Source organism: Methanosarcina sp. A14 (assembly GCF_001729375.1).
GTDB lineage: Archaea > Halobacteriota > Methanosarcinia > Methanosarcinales > Methanosarcinaceae > Methanosarcina > Methanosarcina barkeri.
The window spans coordinates 1-18,643 of sequence record NZ_LZPK01000176.1; the positions used below are offsets into that span (position 1 = coordinate 1).

General features: G+C 39.6%; 18 protein-coding genes. 6 read left to right on the forward strand and 12 right to left on the reverse strand.

Annotated features, from left to right (window positions below; translation table 11 throughout):
- From A9239_RS19905 to A9239_RS09140, 5 genes are all read left to right on the forward strand, one after another.
- Window positions 1-263, forward strand: a 263-nt coding sequence (locus tag A9239_RS19905; protein ID WP_218104588.1) for a hypothetical protein, incomplete at its 5' end; no start/stop codon positions are given.
- A gap of 218 nt (window positions 264-481) precedes the next feature.
- The gene (locus A9239_RS09125) at window positions 482-1,513 is read left to right on the forward strand and encodes an iron ABC transporter permease (protein ID WP_048155187.1); all 1,032 of its coding nucleotides are present in this window, start codon (window positions 482-484) and stop codon (window positions 1,511-1,513) included.
- Complete coding sequence (locus A9239_RS09130) at window positions 1,510-2,316, forward strand: ABC transporter ATP-binding protein (RefSeq protein ID WP_048155183.1); 807 nt, start codon at window positions 1,510-1,512, stop codon at window positions 2,314-2,316. The genes A9239_RS09125 and A9239_RS09130 overlap by 4 nt, the downstream gene beginning before the upstream one ends.
- A gap of 85 nt (window positions 2,317-2,401) precedes the next feature.
- Window positions 2,402-3,592 (forward strand): homocitrate synthase, encoded by a 1,191-nt coding sequence (locus A9239_RS09135; RefSeq protein ID WP_048118391.1) that lies wholly within the window; start codon window positions 2,402-2,404, stop codon window positions 3,590-3,592.
- Window positions 3,585-4,445 (forward strand): homocitrate synthase, encoded by an 861-nt coding sequence (locus A9239_RS09140; RefSeq protein WP_203397932.1) that lies wholly within the window; start codon window positions 3,585-3,587, stop codon window positions 4,443-4,445. Before A9239_RS09135 ends, A9239_RS09140 begins: the two co-directional genes overlap by 8 nt.
- A 132-nt stretch (window positions 4,446-4,577) precedes the next feature.
- Here the strand turns inward: A9239_RS09140 and A9239_RS09145 are convergent, their stop codons facing one another.
- The 12 genes from A9239_RS09145 to nifH form a co-directional block, all read right to left on the reverse strand.
- Window positions 4,578-5,087 carry a 3-isopropylmalate dehydratase gene (locus tag A9239_RS09145; protein WP_048118398.1) on the reverse strand — a complete coding sequence of 170 codons (510 nt, stop codon included), beginning with the start codon at window positions 5,085-5,087 and terminating at the stop codon, window positions 4,578-4,580.
- 222 nt (window positions 5,088-5,309) lie between these two features.
- Complete coding sequence (locus A9239_RS09150; protein ID WP_048118401.1) at window positions 5,310-6,449, reverse strand: ABC transporter substrate-binding protein; 1,140 nt, start codon at window positions 6,447-6,449, stop codon at window positions 5,310-5,312.
- A 137-nt stretch (window positions 6,450-6,586) separates the two neighbouring features.
- Window positions 6,587-7,036 (reverse strand): NifB/NifX family molybdenum-iron cluster-binding protein, encoded by a 450-nt coding sequence (locus A9239_RS09155; protein WP_048118404.1) that lies wholly within the window; start codon window positions 7,034-7,036, stop codon window positions 6,587-6,589.
- A gap of 25 nt (window positions 7,037-7,061) precedes the next feature.
- Entirely contained in the window at window positions 7,062-8,402 is a 1,341-nt protein-coding gene (locus A9239_RS09160; RefSeq protein ID WP_048118407.1) for a nitrogenase component 1, read from the reverse strand.
- Window positions 8,387-9,916: a nitrogenase component 1 gene (locus A9239_RS09165; protein WP_048118409.1), complete on the reverse strand. Its 1,530-nt coding sequence runs from the start codon at window positions 9,914-9,916 to the stop codon at window positions 8,387-8,389. The genes A9239_RS09160 and A9239_RS09165 overlap by 16 nt, the downstream gene beginning before the upstream one ends.
- Before the next feature lie 90 nt (window positions 9,917-10,006).
- On the reverse strand, window positions 10,007-10,693 hold the full coding sequence (locus A9239_RS09170; protein ID WP_048118413.1) for a hypothetical protein: 687 nt from the start codon (window positions 10,691-10,693) through the stop codon (window positions 10,007-10,009).
- A gap of 17 nt (window positions 10,694-10,710) precedes the next feature.
- Window positions 10,711-12,096: a V-containing nitrogenase subunit beta gene (vnfK, locus tag A9239_RS09175; RefSeq protein ID WP_048118416.1), complete on the reverse strand. Its 1,386-nt coding sequence runs from the start codon at window positions 12,094-12,096 to the stop codon at window positions 10,711-10,713.
- A gap of 19 nt (window positions 12,097-12,115) precedes the next feature.
- The gene (gene vnfG / locus A9239_RS09180) at window positions 12,116-12,454 is read right to left on the reverse strand and encodes a V-containing nitrogenase subunit delta (protein WP_048118419.1); all 339 of its coding nucleotides are present in this window, start codon (window positions 12,452-12,454) and stop codon (window positions 12,116-12,118) included.
- Window positions 12,451-13,848, reverse strand: coding sequence for a nitrogenase vanadium-iron protein, alpha chain (vnfD, locus tag A9239_RS09185; RefSeq protein ID WP_048118422.1), 1,398 nt, complete (start codon window positions 13,846-13,848; stop codon window positions 12,451-12,453). Before vnfD ends, vnfG begins: the two co-directional genes overlap by 4 nt.
- Before the next feature lie 20 nt (window positions 13,849-13,868).
- Window positions 13,869-14,240 carry a P-II family nitrogen regulator gene (locus tag A9239_RS09190; RefSeq protein WP_048118426.1) on the reverse strand — a complete coding sequence of 124 codons (372 nt, stop codon included), beginning with the start codon at window positions 14,238-14,240 and terminating at the stop codon, window positions 13,869-13,871.
- 47 nt (window positions 14,241-14,287) lie between these two features.
- The gene (locus A9239_RS09195) at window positions 14,288-14,605 is read right to left on the reverse strand and encodes a P-II family nitrogen regulator (protein ID WP_048118430.1); all 318 of its coding nucleotides are present in this window, start codon (window positions 14,603-14,605) and stop codon (window positions 14,288-14,290) included.
- Between the two features lie 17 nt (window positions 14,606-14,622).
- Entirely contained in the window at window positions 14,623-15,450 is an 828-nt protein-coding gene (gene nifH, locus A9239_RS09200) for a nitrogenase iron protein (RefSeq protein WP_048118434.1), read from the reverse strand.
- Between the two features lie 952 nt (window positions 15,451-16,402).
- Between nifH and A9239_RS09205 the strand changes: the two genes are divergently transcribed.
- Window positions 16,403-18,328, forward strand: coding sequence for a radical SAM protein (locus A9239_RS09205; protein ID WP_048118436.1), 1,926 nt, complete (start codon window positions 16,403-16,405; stop codon window positions 18,326-18,328).
- Window positions 18,329-18,643 lie beyond the last annotated feature (315 nt).

The window sequence follows — 18,643 nt, forward strand, 5'->3', positions numbered from 1 at the left end:
TTTCAAGTTTTCAGTTGAAATATGTTATTCAAAAGGAAGGTATGAATAAATCACAAAAAAGAAATGGCTGCAGGGATCAAAAGCAAAAAAGAGATAGCGACCGGATTAAAAAAGAACATACCTTTCCAACTGAGGTGCTTCTATTAACTCTTTTTTATTCGCACGAAGGCACGGTAAGAAAGCGAGTTTGTAGTAAATTATTTATATTATTGTATAGGAAATTGATTACTGGTATTTTAACATATATAATTTGTTATGTTTAATTGAACATAACGCCTAAGAAAAGTTCAAAGAAATTCAAATTGAGAAATAAACAGTACAGGAGAAATTAAAATAGAACACACAAAATTCACATAGTCAAACAGAAAACCAGTAGTTGAAGCCTCAAACTAACTACAATTTGAACTCAATGAGCGAGCTTGAAAAAGATACTCCGAAAGAAACCACGGATAATTTGTAAACGTTTGGTGTGGAAAGAATAATGAACAGGCGAATAAACAGGGAAACCATTAGAAATATATCTTTAACAACCACATTGATTTTACTCCCAATACTTTTGTTTTTTGGATCTTTTATGATTGGCAGATATCCAGTATCTCCTATGGAAGTAATACTGGCTATAGTGTCGGTTTTTGCGCCTATCACTACAAATTTGGATTCAACCATTTATACAGTAGTTTGGGATATACGTCTGCCACGTATAATATCTGCGATGATTGTAGGTGCTGCCCTCTCAATCTCAGGGGCTGCTTTTCAGGGAACTTTCCAGAACCCGCTGGTCTCTCCAGATATACTGGGTGTCTCATCAGGTGCAGGTTTCGGAGCTGCAATAGCTATTTTGTTCAGTTTTTCCGCAGTAATGATTCAGGCTACAGCCTTTTTATTCGGCCTCGTTGCAGTTATCCTCACTTACTCTCTCAGCAAAAAGCTTAGGGGCAATACTATTTTGGTGATGGTACTGGGAGGGATAGCTATCGCAGCACTCTTTTCTGCTCTCATTTCGTGTATCAAATACCTTGCAGATCCTGACAGCAAACTGCCAGAAATAGTATACTGGCTTATGGGGAGCCTCTCTGCAGTTAACAGTAACAGTGTCTTGATGATAATAGGGCCTGCTCTGATCGGATTTACAGCACTACTGCTTATTGGATGGAGAATTAACGTTCTTTCAATGGGGGATGATGAAGCGCGTTCAATGGGCGTAAACACAGAAAAAATGAGGCTGCTGGTAATTTTTTGCTGTACGTTCTTAACAGCCTCCGCTGTAAGCATAAGTGGTATCATCGGCTGGGTGGGCCTTGTAATACCTCACGCAGCCAGGATGATCGTAGGCCCGGATCACAGAAAGCTTTTGCCTGCAAGCATTTCACTGGGGGCTACTTTCCTTCTGCTGGTTGATGATGTGTGCAGAACAGCCACATCCATTGAAATTCCTCTGGGAATACTAACAGCCATAATAGGAGCACCAGTTTTCATATACTTACTCCAGAAAGGCTACGAGGGATGGTCATGAGCAATATTATGGATATTAGGGATGCAGAGTTCTCTTACAACAGAAAGAAAAACGTCTTCAAAAACGTAAACCTCTCAGTTGAGAAGGGGGACGTCCTATGTATTCTGGGGCCTAACGGGACCGGAAAATCGACTTTAATCAAATGTATGAACAGCTTGCTTAAACTGAAAAGCGGCGAGATATTACTGAAAAATAAGAGTATTTACTCAATGAAAGAAACTGAACTTGCAAAAATCATCGGATATATCCCGCAATCAAATAGTTCAATTTTTGCGTTTTCAGTTCTCGATATAGTTCTGATGGGCAGAACTCCACATTTGAGTTTAACATCTGTTCCCGGAACGAAAGATTATAAAATTGCTGAAGAGGCTCTGGAAAGGCTTGGAATCTTGCATCTAAAGAATAAAACCTACACTGAGATCAGTGGTGGTGAAAGACAGCTTGTTTTAATGGCAAGAGCAATAGCTCAACAGCCCGAAATCCTTCTCCTCGACGAACCAACATCCCATCTGGATTTTGGGAACCAGATACGAACGCTCAAAGTCATAAAGGAATTATCTAAAACTGGGCTATCGGTTGTAATGACTTCACATTTTCCAGACCACGCCTTTTTATCCTGTAATAAGGTAGCTATCATGAATCAGGGCACAATTATGGAAACAGGAAAACCGGAAATTGTTGTCACTGAACATAATATGAAACAGGTCTATGGAATTGATGTTAGAATTATAGATGTAGATGAGCATAGAAGAGCATGTATTCCTATGCAAATACAACAACATGTGGATGCAGGATTTTCCTGACTTTTGAAAGATTACAGTTTCTTATTCACTCACTTGATCAAATACATCAATCCAGGTTAAATTACATATCGGGAAAGGAATTGAATTGAAGGAAAACAATAAAATTTCAATTGTGGATTATACAATAAACGAGATACTACGCCTTGGATTTAATGATCCTGCCGATTTTAAGTTTATTCTGTCTGTTTTAAAGAAGTATTCACTGGACGTGGCAGATGTTTCTTTGAGCAGTTTAGAGACAAACGTGGTCAAATTAAAGACAAGTATGGTTAAATTAGATAAAAAAATGGTTAAATTTAAGACCGATGACCTTTTGGAAAATTTAAGATGTAGAGTGGAATGTTCAGAGCAAGAGGTATACAAGGCGAAAAAGCTCGGGTTTTCAAAAATAGTAATCAATATTTCTCTGGATCCATTTGCCTCCATACACGATAAACTTAAACTAACTGAACATGTACTGCAAACAGTTTGTAGTAATAATCAGGAAATTTATCTAAGTATTGATAATGCACTGGAATTCCCAGTAGAAGAAGTAAATATAGTAGATATATTAGATCCCTTCATTGCTGAGTACGAGATAAAAAGGTTGATACTGGGCGATGTAAACGGGAAAATGGACCCTTTCACTACTTATAATAAACTTAATCTTTTCACGGATATGGCTCAATGTCCTGTTGAATACATGGGATGCAATAATTATGGTATGGCTACTGCCAATACGCTTTCAGCATTACGGGCAGGCGTTGAGTATGTCGCAACGGCAGTTAGCGGTATTGGGATTCCAGGAGTAGCAGCCATGGAAGAAGTCTTAATGGCAGCAAGGCATTTGTGGAAAAATGAACAGGTACCTAATGGTTATACTATTGCAGCAGATTGTGAGAACATTTTACACAGGGCTGGCATTATATTGCCCGGAGAAAAAGCCATTATAGGAAAAAATGTATTCGCACACGAATCCGGTATCCATGTTGACGGTATTATCAAAAATCCAAATTTATATGAAGCGATCAAGCCTGAAGAAGTTGGTCTAAGCAGGTTTTTAGTGATAGGAAAACACTCAGGAACAGCATCCTTAACACAAAAATTTCGACAACTGGATCTGTCTCTTAGTCCGCAGGAAGCAGCTACACTGCTTGATAAAGTAAGGCATACAGCGGTTCTGCAAAAAAAACCGGTGACAGATGCTCAGCTTAAAACTCTTTATAATTTACATATGGAAGCGATAAAAGAATCTAATGTCCACTTATCAATTAAAGGAGAAATCTCCTGTGATTAGAAATGAAGGCTTTGAAATCATTGACACCACATTGCGTGATGGGGAACAATCTGCAGGTGTTGTGTTTTCGGTTGAAGAAAGAATGAATATAATTTTGGCTTTAGATAAAGCAAAAGTGAAATGGATTGAAGCTGGCATTCCTGCTATGGGAAAACAGGAATGTGAAGACCTGAAACTAATGCTCAACCTGCCGATAAAATCGAACCTTATTGCATGGAACAGAGCAAATTTAGAAGATTTAAAGGCGTCTATTGATTGCGGATTTAAATTTGTTCATGTGTCTTTGCCGGTATCCGATCTGCATATTGAACATAAACTCCAAAAAAGCCGAACCTGGGTGCTGGACCAATTGAAAAAATGCATGGAATATCTCCAAAACTACGGGGTAACGATTATTATAGGAGCTGAAGATGCCTCAAGGGCAGATCCAGAATTTTTTCTTCAATATGCAGATATTGCAGCTTCTTACGGTGCAATAAGAATCCGATATTCGGATACCGTAGGATGCCTGGACCATTTTACAACATATCGCAAAATAAAAGAAATTGCAGATCATAACCCTCTTCCTGTTGAAATTCATGCGCATAATGATTTCGGCCTGGCCGTAGCAAATACCCTGGCAGCATATAAAGCGGGAGCAAAGTTTGCAAGTGTAACAGTAACAGGGCTAGGGGAACGTGCTGGAAATGCCTCAATGGAAGAGACAGCATTTTCATTAAAACGTTTTTACAACTACGATTGTGGAATTGAGCTTGAAGCTTTGCCGTTTCTGGCTGAAATGGTCTCAAGAGCAAGTGAAAGGACATTGTTCCCATATAAGCCAGTAGTTGGGTCTTTGGTGTCTAATCTTTAAGGCATACTATTTATTTTAGGCACAATATGATCTGCTTTAGGTACAATAGGATGTATTTTAGGCACAATATGATCTGTTTTAGGTACAATAGGATATAGAGTCTTTCGATTAACTCATACATTTTTCTTTAAATTAACCTGGTATAATTGTTTTGTTTTTCTTTCTCTGGAGTTTTTTTCTATGAGCTACAAGTCCACCATCGTTGAGTATCTCAAGAAGGAAATCCGGCAGTTTATTTCCCCTGAATGTGTCTTTGTCTGAGACTATAACTTCACCTTTGGCCAGATCAACTTTAACTTTATCTCCTTCCTGGCATTCAATATCAACTTCTATGAGAGGTAGCCCGATATTGATTGCATTTCTGAAAAAGATCCTTGCAAAAGACTTTGCTATAACACATGACACTCCTGCATATTTCAAGGCAAGAGGAGCCTGCTCTCTTGAAGACCCACAGCCGAAGTTAGTGCCTGCAACAATGATATCTCCAAACCTGAACTTTTTTGTGAATTCCGGGTCAATTCCCTCCATTGCATGAGCTGCAAAGATCTGTATATCTTTGCTCCGCAAATACTTACCCGGGATTATTTCATCAGTATTAATGTTGTTTCCGTATTTCCAGACCCGGCCTATAATCAGACTCATAGTCACACCTCACCTGAAAAGTAATTTTAGTTAATGTTTCAATAATTTAGTAGCTGTTCACTTATTTACTGTAGCTGTCCACTTATTTACTGTAGCTGTCCACTTGTTTACTTATTCTGAGATCTTGAACACAAAGCTAAAGGCTAAGTTGTTTAATGTATCTCAGCCTTGCAAAACAACTTGATACCCCTAAAAAACCAAAGTTTACACTAAAGTTTCTGATTAATCTGGAGCCTGTGCATTCAAAATTTTTTGAACATCCTCATCTGTAAGCTCGTAATCAAAAAAGGTCTTGTAGAACCACTTTGTTTCATTGTTTATATCAATGGATTGAAACGTATCCGGATTGATGGTTTTTGCAGCCCATTGAATCTGAAGAGCTTGTTCTGCTCCGGCTCGACTCCATATGAACGCTCCTTCTGGATTTACAAACACATTGTTATTTTGAACTGCTTTAACCTTCTTCCAGGACTCGCTATTCATTATCTTCTCTTTTTCTTCAGATTTGGCATTCACACTAAGAATAATCATATCAGGATTCCACTTCAAGATTTGTTCCATTGAAACTTCCTGCATAATACCACCTTTTACTTCTTCAGCAGCATTGATGCCTCCTGCAGCTTCAATCCAATCACTGATGATATTTCCGCCACCATCTACGCACAAAGGTGACAGTGATACGAGATGGAGAACTTTTGGCCTTTCGTCGTAAGGTATTCTGGATGAAATATTTCTTACCAATTCTAATTTGCTATCCAGATATGCATTATATTTCTGTGAACGTTCTAAAGCCTCTTCGTCTCCCAAAGCATTCGCAGTATCTGAAAAACATTTTTTCATAGAATCAAAATCTGTAAAACTTACCTCTACAACAGGGACTCCAAGAGCGGATACTTTCTCGATATTTTTATCTCTGCTTGGCATGAAAACAACATCTGGCTTGGTAGCAAGCAAAGCTTCCACATCATATGTTGGGCTGAGTGTTACAGCATTATAATAGGCCGGGCAAACTTTATACGCCCATGGTCTTTTTTTGGAGCTGAACATAGTTGCAACAAGCCTGTCATCAGCTCCAAGCATAGCCAGCACTTCATTATGTCCCATCCAGGTATCTGCAACTCTTTCCACTTTTATAGGAACTGCTACTTGTCTGCCTGCCGAATCAGTAACAATTCTAGTTTCCCCACTTTTATCGTTTGAAGTGGATACGTTTGTCGCATTTTCCACATTTTTATCGTTTGAAGTGGATACCTCTGTAGTATTATCCTGTGCCACCTGACTGATTTTTTCTCCCGTACAGCCGGTGAAAACTAATACTGCCGTGATTGCAACAAATAGAATAACTATTGTTTTATTGTTCATCCAGGTACCTCTTTTTATTTTTAGAATACAGCAATAATTTTCCAGTCAAATATTAGTGGCAAAGGTACTCTTGACATAGCATCTGCTATCATCAAAAAGATACTTCTTAATATATGGCAGCTTATTACTGTCTGGAATCAGGAAAAATTATTGATTTTAAATAATGCTGTAGAATGTGGGCTAATTTTTTTCATTTGTTTTTGCTTCCTCATGGTTTGCAAATATTTCAATCCCCTCTCAACGGTGTAACAATATTCAATGCACTCGATTCCAAGTTCCCCAAGCTTTTTTTGTGCACCCAGGCCTATTTTCATAGAAAGTACAGCATCACAATCAGAGATAGTTACTATTGCTTCTTTTTTTCCATGAGATTGCTTGTTAAGCTCGTGACCTCCATTGCAGTACTTCTTTGTCGAGCGAGTCTCAAGAAACTTATAATCTTCACCATTAATCTCAAAAATCATAAAATCTGTTGTTTGCCCAAAGTGCTGGTCAACAAGTTTTCCACCCTTTGAAGTAACTGCCACCTTGAATTTTTCAGAGCTCTGTTTTTCTACCTCATTTAAAGTTGTACATTCAGTGTCCATATTACAAGCTCCATTTTTTAGCTAGTTACGAATACTCTTCCCAGTTAATGTGCTTTGAACGCAGAGCTCTTTCCCAGTCGTTTGCAACATTTTCCAAAAAGTTCAACATGCCTTCGTATCCGAAATATGCCCTGTTCAAGTAATTCTGTCGGTTTGTCGGGCTAAATACATCAAACACAAACTTTATCCCCAGTTCTTCAGCCAGATAATACTCCCACGAAGAGCCAAATACAGCATCTACACAGCTTTCCATCAAGGATTGTTTTATCTGATATCCATCCGCCGAAAAGACAACCTTTGGAGTAATTCCCATATCGTTAAGCTCATTTTCCAGCAACAACTGGGAGTCAGAAACAGGCGATCTGAACAGCAACAGTTCCGGAATCATCTCCAGCTCTTCAAATAACATTCTGGTCAGGCCTATTCCCATAGTCGCATCTGCAGAAACGGCTACTCTGCAGTTACGGTACCTAGGAATCATCATCAGTCCTCTGCGTCTCAGAACGTCAATGGCCATATATTCTCCGTCTTTTATTATTGCCTCAACCTTTTCTTCGACGCCAAAGTAATTTCCCACTGCACGAAGCCATCTTGCAGTATTTTTAAGTCCTATTGGGAGTGGAATATCCGATAGTATAAGTGGTATACCATGTACTTCCTGCATTTTTACCCCAAACTTATACCCCGCATCGTGACTGAGAAGTATATTTGCCGATGCTAGCCCAGCATTATCCAGTTCTTCCAGAGACGTATCGTGAGGAAGTACAGCCTGAACTTTAATTCCTACTTTTTCAAGGGTTTCACGTACCCATTTCAAGTCTGCCCACCAGGTAGGGTTCAGGTTTGCCTGAGGCGCTATTAGGTTTACACTATCTGGAATTTTTTCTTTCTGTTTTTTTATAAAGGGAAATAATGCATTCAGTCCCAGTTCAATGCCATCATAGAGGTTTCCTCTAAATCCTCCTGCCATCAAGGGAATAAGCTTCGCATTAATTTGTGGCTGGATATTTCGGCATAAGCCTTCAATATCCTCACCAATGATATCAGCTGCACATGTACCAACTACGAATATCGCCTTAGTTTTAAATTTCGAGTCGGCTTCTTCGATTAAGTTTTTCAGCTTGCTTGAAGCGCCCATAACCACATCAGTTTCAAAAAGCCTGGTGCATGCAACTTTTCTTTTCGTAAAATCAATTTCATGGACGTCATAAGCTGCCGAAACCGTTGAAGAGCAGCCTTGCGGGGAATGTATGACAATGCTAATGTCTTTTATGCCAGCCAGCACTCCGGTGGCACCTTCAAGAGCACATCCGACCATAGGGTCTTTGCTATGGTTGCAGTTATCGAATTTTAACTCATCATACATTTGCCTCTCTCCCTTCCTGCATAAACCGTGCAATCCGGCAAATCCTGAGCCAGTTTCGGTGTAAGGGACTGGGCTGAACATAGCCCGGAGTCTTCAGGGAATACCATTTTTTTCGTAACCCAGCTGCGCGGTCTGAAAGAATACTCAAGAGCAGTGCAGATGCATTTAGCTACCTTTAAGGCTCCTCTATATCCAAATCTAGGGCGGTTCAATATGGCATTTAAATCAACTACTGGAATATTCGGAAAGCTCATTGATGACCCAAAATACACGGTTGTCTCAGGATTCAGATCTCCCAGATATTCCATAAGCTCATTTTCAGTCTGAACCATTGCCTCATATTTTCCAAAGGCAAGCGTACCTTTTGTGATCAGTATTTCCGGATCAAGCCCGGTCTCTAAGAGGTAATCAATACTTGTTTCTCTTGCCTGCGTACTCCATGGATGAAAATTGTATATTACTGCCCTCATACCAAAATCGCGTTCAAGCATATGAGCAATTGACAGAGACTTTATCGCATCATGTCCTTCAACAATTGCCATTTTGCCTGCAAGGTATTTTTTTGCCTCTTCAAACTCGATGCGGATGGCTTCATATTCTCTTTTGATTAATTTTTCAGCTTCATTTTCCATGTGTAAATGCTTTGCTGCTTCTCTCAGCCACCTCTCAGTTGCGCTTATACCATAAGGAAGGATAGTGGAGTTCAAGGGAGTATCAAATTGGTCTAGCATCTCTCTTCCTATCGCATATCCCAGATCAAGGCAAAGGGTACAATTTACCGCCACACTGGGAGCCTGTTTTATTTCTTCCAGTGAACAATTGCCTGCTATCACGGCATTTACATTTGCACCCATACTTTCTATTAACCGCCTCAATTCTTTAACATCAGTTTCAATCTCCGTCCTCTCAGGACCCATTTTGCCCCCTACGATGTTGACGGAGTTAGCAAGCTTTGATCTGCTTTCCGAATCAGGCTTATCCATAAGCTGAACAATCTGCCTGAAAACCAGGTCAAACCCACTCCTGTATTCTCCAGCAAAGCCTTCGCAGTGAATGGCCATGATTTCGGCATTAATTTTGGGCTTGATTTTATTTACTATGGCATCTACATAATCCCCAATTATTCCGGTGGCACAGCTTGTTGCTACGAAAATAACGTCAGGCTTATACTTTTTGTCCACCTCCAGTATGGCGCCTTTTAGTTCCTTTTCGCCACCGTATACAATGGCTTTCTCGTCTATATTTGTAGTAATTATGGACTCATATGGAGAACCACTGTTTCTACAATTTGTGAGCTTGTAAGCCTGTTTTACTCCAAATGCGCAGCCACTGGGACCATGAGCAATGACAACAGTATTTTTAATGCCACTCAGGATTTTCATTGCCGTCCAGAATTTACAGGGACGGGTATGGCTGCCCTGGAGTTTAGTTTCAATTTTCCCTTCTTTTGCTAATTGATAAAGTTCGCTTAAATGCCCAAAAAACACTACACTTTCGTTAGCAATGCCGACCATATTCCCCTCTATTTTCTAGTTTGTGAAATTGGTTTCAACCAAAAAATAAAAAATTTGTTAAAAAATTTGTTGATCGCGTTAGCTACAACTTTACGCCATCAAACAGGATATCCAGGCTATTACTGCTCCGAAAACCGCCACAGAGGATAGCGTAGTTATATTTAGATCGTGCTTTTTACTTAGTTTTCCTTTATCGATTTCAGTTACATAATATTTGGAAATGATAGTGATCAACAGGTTTCCTACAACATAAAGGATAACACCAGCACTAAGCGCCATAAGCGGTTTTGTAATGCTGTCAGAGATAGGTACAATCGCACCGACTGGAATTAACAATGCGATCAAAGCTGCAATTGCAAACCTGGTTTTGTCTTCTAATTCATCTAGTAATGAAAAGGAAACCATTCCTTCTGGCAGTTTGTGCAGAATTGCTCCGACTGCTAAAATCGGAGAAATCGGTCCAAACTCAGTGGTTATAATCACGCCTTCTGCAATGTTGTGAATTGCTAATCCTAAAACGGCTGAATACTTTCCAACACTTTTAGTGTAGAATCCTGCCACAACCATTGCAATGAACCCAATCACAATCAACCAGTATCCTGCTGAAAAATCCTCAGTAGCATCCGGGATAATATCCAGAAGAACCACTGCAATGGCAAAACCAAGTCCAAGACAGGTCAACAACGTTCTTTTCACAGAATCTTCTGTTTTGAAATAAATTAAAGCTCCCAAAAATTCCGCTATGACAAATGCTGCTACTACCAGATAATTCTCCATTTTTTGCCTCCATTCATTTACCAGACATTAATTATCCATTCTCTGTCATGCTTACTTTCCATGGATGCAAAAATCGTATTGGCAATTGTTTCAGCTAACCATTCTGCTCCTTTGTATCCGATTACTGGATATTTCCACAGCCCTGCTCTATCGAATGTTGGGAAGCCTACCCTGACCATGGGGATATCATTATCTATTGCAATGTATCGTCCTTTTGAATGCCCCAAAATTAAATCGATGTCTATGGATTTGTTTTTGATACGGCTTTCCAGTTCCCACAAATCAGCGTTCCAGATAACTGTTATATCGCAATTTGCCTTCTCTTTAAGTGATTCGAGCCTTGGGTCAAGTTTATACAGTGTATTATCGTCGCCCAAAAGTAAAAGCACAGGTTCAAGTTCGCATTCCAGGCAAAACTGCGCAAGACCGAAGACAAGGTCCGGATTCCCAAATATGGCTACTTTCTTATTCGCGAAAAACATATGAGCAAGGTCTACAATCGCATCTATTGCCTTTCCGCGTTCAATAACCAGTGATTCAGGTATAGGCTTGCCTGTAAGCTTGCTGATATTTTTAAGGAAAATATCGGTATTGTTTATGCCTATAGGGGTTGGAGTTACAACCGAAGGCACGCCGAAGTTATTTTTTAAATATGTTGCAGCATTTGCGCCCTCATAACGGCTTAATGCAATTGACCCGATAGCATTGGCAGAATCAGCTATTTCCTCAATGGTTGTATTTCCATATGCGAATGCCGATTTGTCAGGCATAATAGGAGCGTCAAAGGTCTCAGTGTCCAGAAGTATATTTCCGTCAACCTCCATCTCAGATAATATATGCTTAATTTCAGAAACATCTCCTGGATTGACCCATCCAGTGAATATGTTCAGCTTTCCGGAAGGCTCATCTTTTTTTGCAAGAGCTTTTACAACCGCGCTAATTGCCGTATCGTAACCTGTCACCTGGCTCCCGCTGTAGCTTGGCGTATGCATAGCTATGAGCTTCACATCTCTGTCAGGATGTTTTTCTTTAATTATTTTATTCATTTTCCGGATTATACCTTCAATATCGTCACCAATAGTTTCAGTTGAACAGGTCGTTATAATAGGTATGATCCTCAGGTCAGGATATCTCGCAATAAGTGCTTCAACCGCTTCTTCTACCCTTATTGCGCCCCCGAAAACGGCGGCGCTTTCATGCAAAGACGAAGACGCAATGTCAAAATTTTCTTTGAAATGCTGAGCGAACAACAACCTGACAAACATGCTGCAACCCTGACCGCCATGTACAAGCGGAATGCAGTCCTTTATACCAATTCCCACAAATTGGGCACCTGCAGGCTGACAGGTATACATTGGATTAATGATTCCTGTTCGCTCTTTCAACATCAGCTCACACGACATCTTTTTTACCGCCTTTTGTTTAGTAATTTGACAAGTTCAGTTCGCAGTTACGTGATTTTTTTACAGCAATATAGAGCAGTCTTTCTTTGACGCCTTCAATTAGTTCCAGTACTCCTGACTTGTCGAGTTCGAAGAGCCAGGGCATTTTTTTCTGAATCTCCGCAGCCAAAAATTTTGCATCGGAATAAAACGCCTTATCTGCCGGCGTTACAAGATTTATTTTATCTCCGTTCAGAATCTTGCCGGTCATTGTCATAATACCTTCAATGTTTTCCTCCCGGTCCCAGCTTCTTGAAAAGAATTGCCATAAGCACTGTTTCTGAATAAGGGCGGTCACTTCCTCGATTTTTTCATTCATAATTCCTGCACCACTCTCGGATCTTTTCCAGCTAAACTCCACATCGGAGAATAAATTCCGTTATACATATCTCTCGCCATGTTTACTGCGCCTTCAAAACCCATGTATGGACCGTTGTGATATGCATGTCCGTTAATGTATGGAATGTGCAGTTTTTTGACTAAATCTCCAACTCTGGGCCCGGTGAAAATAATATCGGCGTGGATATTGTCGAGTACTTCAAAAAACTCAAGTTCATTTCCATCATCAATATAAATCGTCCCGACTCTTCCCCTGGCAATAACCTTCTCAAAGTCTTCCTGATGACCAAATTTAGAAGACATTGCAACAACTTCCATACCTAAATCGTCTTCAAGAGCCTTTGTCCAGTGCCACAGTCTTGGCCCACCAGTCCAGATACAGACCTTTTTCCCTTTGAGCCGCTCCTTATACCAGTTAAGTTTTCCTTCGTATTTTGCAACCTCGTCTGCAATTACTTCTTCAGCTTTGTCTTCCAGTCCAAAGAAAGCTCCAATCTTTCTCAGTGCTACCTTAATATAGTCAAAGCCCCACGTATCTACATCCATTCTTGGGATATCATATACTCTCTTAAGTTCGTTGGCTATATATCCTGCAGAACGCGCACAGTTGACCACATTCAGCTTTGCCCTATGCATACAGCGTAGTTGATCATAAGTTACGTTTCCGGTAAAATGAGCAATGACCTGTATTCCCATTTTATCAAAATATCTTTGCAGTACGTAGGTATCTCCCTGAATATTGTAGTCGCCGATGACGTTAATTGTGTATTCGCTTTTAATTTCAGGTTCAAGCGTTCCGATCTTATCTCTCATCCAGCCGATGTTCAGTTCATGATGTCCTTTTGATTGACTGACACCAGCGAATCCTGGACATTCGACAACAAATATATCCACATCCCCAAGCTCTTCCTCAACCTCACGACATACTGCTTTGGGATCGTCTCCTATCAATGCGGTTGTACAGGTAGTGTAGACAAACATTCGCTTGATTTTTGGAAATTCTTTGAAAGCTTCTTTGATCGCTTTTTTGAGCTGCTTCTCAGCTCCGAAAACAATATGTTTTTCTTTTGTGTCCGACGACCAAACATATTTTAATTGAAAATTGTCATTATCGCTGGGATACCTTTTCGTGTGCCAGGTATCATAAGCACATCCTACCGGTCCATGTATCATCTGAATACAGTCTTTGATGACTCCACCAATAACGAGTTTTGCTCCACAATAGCTGCACCCTCTTTCAGATAATGATCCGGGTATTGTTTCTATATTTGAGAGTGGGAGATATTGAGTTGTGTCTTCTCCTTCTTCTTTTATGTAAACATGGTTCTGGCGCTCAGGTATGCATTCATCGCAACAGAATAATTTCAACGGCATTTTACAGGCCTCGTATCTGTTTATTTTAAAGCTAGTTCTCCTTTTTCGCCAGTCCTGATCCGAATAACCTCGTCAATGGACTCGACAAAAATCTTTCCATCACCAATCTGGGCAGTTTGATTGACTCCAATAATGGTTTTAATCACCTGATCCACATCTTCGTCATTTACAACTATGCTCAGAAGTCTTTTGGGTATGTACTTCATACCTGTGCTGTACCTTTTCGCGAGCAGCTTTGGTTGTATGTAGAAGTTAAGCTCTCCTGAGATCCCTCTTTGTTTACCCTTTCCTAATACCGGAATTGCCGTCATAGACGGATAACCAATTTTATCCAGTGCGTCTTTCGTAACCGACATCTTGTTAGGTCTAACGACTGCAGTAACTTCTTTCATATGAAAACCTCCCGGTTTTCAAAATTTTTTAGTTATTATATTATTCCTTATAACCCTTTTTCACCCGAACTAATTGTGTATGCAGCTTCAATCGTATTCACAAAGATTTTTCCGTCTCCCATGTTGCCTGTGTATGCTTTTCCGGAAATTATTTTAATCACCTTGTCAACAGCCTCGTCTTCTACAGCCATCATGATCATTGTTTTTGCGAGTTCATCGTAGTGCACATCCCCAACAGTGATCCCTTTTTGTTTCCCTCTTCCGAAAACGTTTATTTTTGTAAGGGAGTAATAACCGGCTTCTGCGAGTCCGTCGGTTACTTCTTCAGTCCATTCAGGACGTAATATGGCACGGACCATCTTCATTATTCATCTCTCCTAAATTAATCCATAAGACCATATCTTTCAACCATTTTCTCTAGCTGATCCATACTTAATGGTTTAGGGATAACAAACATGTCATTTTCTAGGATTTTTTTGGCGAGTTCTTTGTATTCAAGTGCTTGATTGCATGTAGGGTCGTACTCCACTACAGTCTTTTTATTGAACTCTGCTTTTTGGACAATATTGTCACGTGGTACAAAGTATAACAGCTGCGTTCCCAGTGCAGAAGCAAATTCTTCCATCATTTCCAGTTCATTATCCACTCTGCGACTGTTGCAAATAATTCCTCCCAATCTCACCCCGCTTTGTTCAGCATACTTCAACAGGCCCTTACAAATATTATTTGCTGCATAAGTCGCCATCATTTCTCCAGAAGCAACTATGTATACTTCCTGGGCTTTTCCCTCTCGAATAGGCATTGCAAAACCGCCGCAGACAACATCGCCCAATACATCAAAGTGAATAAAATCCAGGTCCTCAGAATAGGCTCCCATTTCTTCCATGAGATTAATTGCAGTGATAACTCCTCTACCTGCACAGCCAACACCGGGCTCTGGACCACCGGACTCAACGCATTTTATTCCATCAAAACCGGTATTTATGACATTTTCAGCTGTCACAGCATCCTCACCAAGCTCCCTTAGAGTATCCATTATTGTAGTTTGAGCTACCCCACCGAGCACAAGACGAGTACAGTCAGCTTTGGGGTCACAACCGTGAATAAAAATTTTTTTACCATGATAATATGCCATAGCAGCTGCAGTATTTTGTTGAGTGGTGGACTTTCCGATTCCACCTTTTCCATAGAAAGCAATTTTTCTTGTCATTTTACACTCCTTCAGCATTTACGCAAACTTTGCCCAGAAACTCATTTGTTTCTTTGAATTCCATATTTTGAACAGCTAGGTGAATTTCTATGCAAAGTTACTGGATTTCTTATGTTGCCTGCTCAAATTTATACATTGTATACTATTTTTGTATGAAATATGTCTTTTTTACATAACACTCCTTTTTGCCAGTTTTCTTGTATTGTGTACTCCTTTCCAAACATTTTAAATTTTTTTTGTCATTGGTATGTTCAACTAAACATAACAATAACTTATTTAGCGGAATACAGATTCTTATTTCCTACTTAATACTATATATAGATTATCATCAGTTAAATTTTCAAGGTATGAATCAAAAAATGCGCACATGGGATAATTATGTAAAAAGTGTTGATATAAAAACGGTATCTTTCGACCTTTAGTTTTCACTGAACAAATTAAAAGTTCCAACATACTGACAAAATTAGGGTCATACTTATGAATATCATATACTGTTTTATGACTGTGCCTTTTGAGTTTGGGGAGGAACTTTGTATGATCAAAAACCTCGAACCGTTATGTATAAATAGTCACAACGGTCAAACCATTAAATCATATAGATGCGGTATTTTGACACAAAAACGAAGAACACTACAATATTAAATCCTGATGCATACTGTCTTGATAAAATATATCATATCGATATGTAATAATAGACATAACGTTTAAAACTCGAATAATGGATGATGATGGTGTTTTAAGCATAAAAGAGGTTAAAGTAAAAATATATAAAAAAACAGATACAGTTTTCCCGGAACGGAATGTTAATTCAAAAATGCCTCAGTTAGAAAAACTTCAAATTATACGCGAAACTGGAAACTAATAAAATATTTCCTGCCATATAGTTCAGGATGACTCTAGCTTAGTTCAGGATGACTCTAGCTTTATTGTGGTATTATTTGAGGGAGGTTAAATGCAATGCAATATATGCGAAGTCAGGTGCGAAATCAATAAGCATAGTATGGGCAGATGTGGCACTTATGTAAGCACTGGCAATAAAATAACCCAGTACCCCGGTATGGGATATCTGGGAGCATATCCAATTTCAATAGAAGCAGTCCCTTTACATCATTTTTATCCTTCAGGCAAGTTCCTGCAAATTTTCAGTACAGGATGTAATTTTCAGTGTCCTGGTTGTATGGCACGGATGCCAGCATCAAGTAGACCTCCGTCCCAACAATCCTCACTCAGTCCATCCGAAATAGTGAAAAGGGTCTTACAACAAGAGTGCCTGGGCGTAGTTTCAGCAATAAATGATCCTGTTGCCAATTACTATCTTTTCAGGGACCTTGCAGTACAGGCACAGGAAAAAAATTTACTTGTAGGTTGTTCAACCAACTGCTATTTTACAAGTGAAACTTTAGAAGAGTTTGGACAGCTTGTTGATTTTGTGAACGTGGGAATTAAAGGTTATTCTGACAGAGGTTATAAAAATTGTGGAGTTACTTCATCAACTCCTGTTTTTCGCAACATTTCCAGACTTTTTGACATGGGAGTGCATGTTGAAACTTCAGTTGCTTATTCAAAGGGAAATGAAGATGATGTTATAAAAGTCGCAGAGGCAGTATCTGATATCTCTTCTACTATTCCGTTGCATGTCATGAGATTCCTGCCCTTCGGCTATGCCCCGATAGAACTGGAGCCATCAGTGGGAGAAGCGGAAAAAATTTGTTCTGCCCTGCACAGATATCTGGATTTTGTCTACCTCTTTAATTCGCCAGGCACGAAACTATTAAACACATACTGTCCTGAATGTGGCAATCTCCTGATAGAGCGGGAATTTTACAGGCCTTTTGGCTCCAGGCTTGTAAAACCCTGGGTAAGTCACAAATGTAGCTGCGGTTACAGCATTCCAGTTCAGGGTAAAGCTTCCACTGAAGGTTTCAGTGAAGCAGGCTTAATAGACAGTTACAGTATAAGCCAGGCTTTCAGTATGGTTCATGCAGTACTTACATGCCTGGGAGTACTGGACGATTATAAACTAATGGATATCTGGGGTGAGGATAAATTAATGGATGTCTGGAGTAAGGTCTCAAACCCCAAAACCCTTACACAAATACATTATATGATACGTCAGCCGTACTCTTATCTGGAGTTCATCAGGTTTATTGCTGAAAAAGCTAATATGCCGAAAAAAGGAGAAGAACTTGTTTCTTTCATTCATAAGCGCTTGAAAATTGTCCAGAATCTTTCAGCAGGAAAAAGTAGTTATTATGTGTATTATTGCATGGGCTCTCCTTTCTTTGCCCTGAATGCCGGCAGAATGGAAAATAACCTTGTGACATTTTCCGGTGGTGTGAGTATCAATAAGCAGCTTCAAAAGGAAGGTAAACTGGGTGTAAGTGTTTCCCCTTCCTTTATCAATGAGCACAATCCTGGGGTTATTTTTGTCTCCGGTTTCCTTTCTCGTCCTCTCGATGAGTTCTATGCCCTGTGCCAGAAATATGAAATACATGTCGATGCTGTGACGCAGCATAGGGTCTATGAAATTCCGCCTTCCTGGGATTTTGGAAGCCCTCGCTGGATATTGGGACTAATGTATATAGCAGACAAGTTGCATCCCGGAAAACTTGAAGTTGACCTGAAAAAGGAAGCAGATGATTTTTATCTACAGTTTTATGGTATGCGGTTTAAGGAAGCAAGACCTAACAGGTCTTTTCACAGGCCTTCTTCTGGTATTTGGCCACACACACAAACACTGTATAATGACCTCAAAATGGAGATGCCAAAGCAGGGCTCTACTAAAAATTTCGACAATGAGATTATTCAACCTTTTAACATCCTGCCAGCCTTAATATCAAGCTCAAAGGATGATAGGAAAGGAGTCAAACCACAGTAAGTGCAGGAATTCAAAACGTAACATATTATAAAAGTAATATTATCTGTGACTCCACAAGAAACCCGGATCAGAGTATTAATATTAAGTTATATTGAGTAAATTCCAAGCCTCAATATTACTTCTCTAAATACCGGACTCTGAGTAATTGAACGAGTTTCTGATAATGAAAAGATAGCTCCAAAGCTTTATGAGTTTGGGAGCAAAAAGTTATACAAGTGCACCAATAGGCAACCTTTCTGAAATCAGTTTTTTTCCTTTACGCTGGATTTTAAAAGAATACGCTGGATATAAAAAGAATACGCTGGATTTAAAAAG